The 4383-nt window shown below is 69.5% G+C and carries 4 protein-coding genes and 1 pseudogene; all 5 read left to right on the plus strand.

Translation table 11 applies throughout. From position 1 onward, the window contains the following. Nucleotides 1–180, plus strand: a 180-nt coding sequence (locus WBF82_RS19865) for a hypothetical protein (RefSeq protein WP_424384652.1), incomplete at its 5' end; no start/stop codon positions are given. Between the two features lie 28 nt (nt 181–208). Beyond that, entirely contained in the window at nt 209–1396 is a 1188-nt protein-coding gene (murG, locus tag WBF82_RS19870; protein ID WP_424384653.1) for an undecaprenyldiphospho-muramoylpentapeptide beta-N-acetylglucosaminyltransferase, read from the plus strand. A 38-nt stretch (nt 1397–1434) separates the two neighbouring features. Further along, the gene (gene murC / locus WBF82_RS19875) at nt 1435–2862 is read left to right on the plus strand and encodes a UDP-N-acetylmuramate--L-alanine ligase (protein ID WP_424384655.1); all 1428 of its coding nucleotides are present in this window, start codon (nt 1435–1437) and stop codon (nt 2860–2862) included. Further along, nucleotides 2856–3779, plus strand: a complete 924-nt coding sequence (locus WBF82_RS19880) for a cell division protein FtsQ/DivIB (RefSeq protein ID WP_424384654.1) — start codon at nt 2856–2858, stop codon at nt 3777–3779. The genes murC and WBF82_RS19880 overlap by 7 nt, the downstream gene beginning before the upstream one ends. 227 nt (nt 3780–4006) lie before the next feature. Further along, a pseudogene (locus WBF82_RS19885) lies at nt 4007–4383 on the plus strand (cell division protein FtsZ); the annotation flags it as partial.

The following is a 4383-nucleotide window of genomic DNA, read 5'->3' on the forward strand; positions in this document are numbered from 1 at the left end:
GTGATCGGCTGCGCAGCCGCCCCCAGCCGGCCAAGCCGCAGCGCAAGTCGCCGACCCCGCGTGCCGCCCGGCCGGCCAAACCGCCCGCGGCGGGCCGGCGGGCATCCCGGTCAAGGCATCATGGAGGCGGACAGCGGTACACCGGCCAGCGTCACGCAAGCACTGGCCATGGTCGCGTAAAGAGTGCATTGGAAGGTCAGCGCTATCGGTGAACGACTCGGTCAAAGGGTCAACCGGGGACTCGTCGCTCTCGGTGGTGCTCGCGGGGGGCGGTACCGCCGGCCACGTCGAACCTGCGATGGCGGTCGCCGACGCCTTGGTCGCGCTGGATCCGCAGGTCCGCATCACCGCGCTGGGCACCCCGCGCGGGTTGGAGACCAAGCTGGTGCCCGAGCGCGGCTACGCCCTTGAGCTGATCACCCCGGTGCCGTTGCCCCGCAAGCCCACCGGTGACCTGGCTCGGTTGCCAATACGGGTGTGGCGCGCTGTCCGGCAGACCCGTGCGGTGCTGGACAAGGTCGACGCCGATGTGGTGATCGGTTTTGGTGGCTACGTGTCGCTGCCGGCGTATCTGGCTGCCCGGCGGGGACGGCGCGTGCCGGTGGTGATCCACGAAGCCAACGCCAGCGCCGGGCTGGCCAATCGCGTCGGCGCCCGCAGCGCCAAGCGGGTGCTGTCGGCAGTGCCCGATCCCGGTCTAGCGCACGCCGAAGTGGTCGGCGTGCCGGTGCGGGCGGCCATCACCTCGCTGGACCGCGCGGGCCTGCGGTCGCAGGCGCGCGCACACTTCGGCTTTGCCGACGACGCCCGGGTATTGCTGGTATTCGGCGGCTCGCAGGGTGCTGCGTCCATCAACCGGGCGGTCGCCGCCGCGGCGGCCGATCTGGCGGCCGCGGGAGTGGCCGTGCTGCACGCATACGGCGCGAAAAACACCATTGAGCTGCGCACCCCGGAACCCGGCGACCCGCCCTACGTTGCGGTGCCCTACCTGAGCCGGATGGACCTGGCGTATTCCGCCGCCGATTTGGCCATCTGCCGGTCTGGCGCAATGACGGTCGCCGAGGTGACCGCCGTCGGCCTGCCCGCCGTTTATGTGCCGCTACCGATCGGCAACGGTGAGCAGAGGCTCAATGCATTACCGGTGATCAATGCGGGCGGCGGCCTGCTGGTCGCCGATGTGGAGCTGTCGCCGGGCTTCGTCGCCGATCGGGTGGCCGCGCTGCTCAACGACGCGCCGCGCCTGGCGGCGATGACGAAGGCCGCCGCGCTGGTCGGTCACCCGGACGCGGCTCAGCAGGTAGCTCGCGTCGCCTTGGGTGTCGCAAAGCAGGCGCGTGACGGGCGCACCGCCGGAGGTGGGGGTACCCCCACCCGCTTGCGGGGGAACCGGCGGTGAACATCCCACCGCTGCCCCCCGAGCTGCAGCGGGTGCACATGGTCGGCATCGGGGGAGCAGGCATGTCGGGCATCGCCCGCATCCTGCTGGATCGGGGTGGACAAGTATCGGGGTCGGACGCCAAGGAGTCGCGCGGTGTGCGTGCGCTGCGCGCCCGCGGCGCGCTGATCCGCATCGGGCATGACGCGTCGTCGCTGGATCTGCTCCCGGGCGGCGCGACCGCGGTGATCACTACCCACGCAGCGGTCCCGAAGACCAATCCCGAGCTCGTCGAGGCCCGCCGTCGCGGCATCCCGGTCTTGTTGCGCCCGGAGGTGCTGGCCAAGTTGATGGCCGGGCGCACCACGCTGATGGTCACCGGCACGCACGGCAAGACCACGACCACCTCGATGCTGATCGTGGCCCTGCAGCATTGCGGGCGGGACCCGTCCTTCGCGGTCGGCGGCGAGCTGGGCGAGGCCGGCACCAACGCCCACCACGGCAGCGGCGACTGCTTTGTCGCCGAAGCCGACGAGAGCGACGGCTCGCTGTTGGAGTACACCCCGAACGTCGCGGTGGTCACCAACATCGAGTCGGACCATTTGGACTTCTTCGGCAGTTCCGATGCCTACACCGCGGTGTTCGACGCCTTCGCGGAGCGAATTGCGCCCGGCGGATCGCTGGTGGTCTGTACCGACGACGCGGGAGCGGCTGCGCTGGCCGAACGCACTGCGGCGCTGGGGATACGGGTGCTGCGGTATGGCGCCGGGTCTGATGGCCAGGCGGCCGAGTTGGACGGCACGCTGTTGTCCTGGGAACAGCAGGGCACAGGGGCGGTCGCCCACGTCAAGCTGGCCGGCGAAATCCATCCATGGGTGATGCGGCTGTCGGTGCCCGGCCGACACATGGCACTCAATGCGTTGGGTGCGCTGCTCGCGGCGATCGAGATCGGCGCTCCCGCCGACTGTGTGCTCGACGGACTGGCCGGTTTCGAAGGGGTGCGTCGTCGCTTCGAGCTGATCGGCACCGCGGCCTCGGTGCGGGTGTTCGACGACTATGCCCATCATCCGACGGAGATCAGCGCGACGCTGGACGCGGTACGCACGTTGCTGGAGCAGAGCGGTACAGGTCGGTCGCTGGTGGTGTTCCAGCCGCATTTGTATTCGCGGACAAAGGCTTTCGCCGCCGAGTTTGGTCACGCGCTGGACGCCGCCGACCAAGTTTTCGTGCTCGACGTCTACGGCGCACGCGAACAGCCCCTCGCCGGTGTCAGTGGGGCAAGCGTGGCCGAGCACGTCAGCGTGCCGGTGCAGTATCTGCCGGATTTCTCCTCGGTCGCCGAAGCGGTAGCCGAGGCGGCCGGCCCGGGTGATGTCGTCGTCACCATGGGTGCGGGCGATGTCACCATGCTTGGCCCGGAAATCTTGACCGCACTGCGGGTGCGGGCAAACCGCAGCATGCCGGGAACGCCGGGGGTGTTGTGGTGACCGAGCAAGACGGCGACGTGCCGGCCGAAACGGGCAGCGCAGCCGACAGCACTGTCACCGAACCGATCGCTGCGGCCGACGACGCCGCGGAGCCCGATGTGGTGGAGGGTCCCCGTCGGCGGGCTCGGCGGGAACGCGCCGAGCGGCGCGCGGCACAGGAGCGCGCGACGGCGATCGAGCAGGCTCGCCGAGAGGCCAAACGCCGGGCCCGCGGGCGCGCCGGGGACACGCCCAAACCCGCTGCGCGCGGGGCGGTCCGGGGCTTGAAGTTGGCGCTCGCGACGGTGGGGCTGACCGCGCTCACCGTTGCACTCGGGCTGGTTCTCTACTTCACGCCGGTGATGTCTGCGCGGAGCATCATCGTCGTCGGGATTGGAGCGGTGTCCCGCGACGAGGTGCTCGACGCCGCCCAGGTTCGGCTCGGCACGCCGCTGCTGCAGATCGACACCGACCGGGTCGCCGACCGGGTGGCCGCGATTCGGCGGGTGGCGAGCGCGCGGGCGCAGCGCCAGTACCCGTCGGCGCTGCGGATCACCGTCGCCGAGCGGGTTCCGTTGGTGGTCAAGGACTTTCCCGATGGCCCGCATCTCTACGACCGCGACGGGGTCGACTTCGCGACCGCCCCGCCGCCACCGGCGCTGCCCTACATCGACGTCGACAACCCAGGTCCGTCCGATCCGCCGACCAAAGCCGCGCTCGTGGTGCTGACCGCGCTGCGACCCGACGTCGTCGCACAGGTGAGCCGGATTGCCGCGCCGTCGGTGGCGTCAATCACCTTGACGCTCATCGACGGGCGCACGGTGATCTGGGGGACCAACGAGCGCACCGAAGAGAAGGCCGAGAAACTGGCCGCTCTGTTGACCCAGCCCGGCCGGGTCTACGACGTGTCCAGCCCTGACCTGCCGACCGTCAAGTAGCCGCGGCTACTCGCGATCGTCACTTCGGTGCGACGCTCGGCGACCCGGCGAAAAATCGCTCGAAATTCGCCCGCGGATTTTCGGCGCGCCTGCATCGATCCTGCGCGCGGCGGCCATACCGTTCTGTTTGCGCGAAACAACTTGACATAACTCTAACCCTTTAGTTGAGGTTGAGGTTTGCCAGTCGTTACGAAACAGGCAAATCCCACTGGGAGGAAGACAGAATGATGACCCCGCCGCACAACTATTTGGCTGTCATCAACGTCGTAGGGATCGGTGGCGGCGGCGTCAACGCCATCAACCGGATGATCGAGCAGGGGCTCAAGGGCGTCGAGTTCATCGCCATCAACACCGACGCGCAAGCGCTGTTGATGAGCGACGCCGATGTCAAGCTCGACGTGGGCCGCGACTCGACCCGTGGGCTGGGTGCCGGCGCCGACCCCGAGGTCGGTAAGAAGGCCGCCGAAGACGCCAAGGACGAGATCGAGGAACTGCTTCGCGGCGCCGACATGGTGTTCGTCACCGCGGGTGAGGGCGGCGGCACCGGCACCGGCGGTGCGCCGGTCGTCGCGACCATCGCGCGCAAGCTGGGTGCGCTCACCGT

The organism is Mycobacterium sp. (assembly GCF_049673265.1).
In the GTDB taxonomy this organism is placed as follows: domain Bacteria; phylum Actinomycetota; class Actinomycetes; order Mycobacteriales; family Mycobacteriaceae; genus Mycobacterium.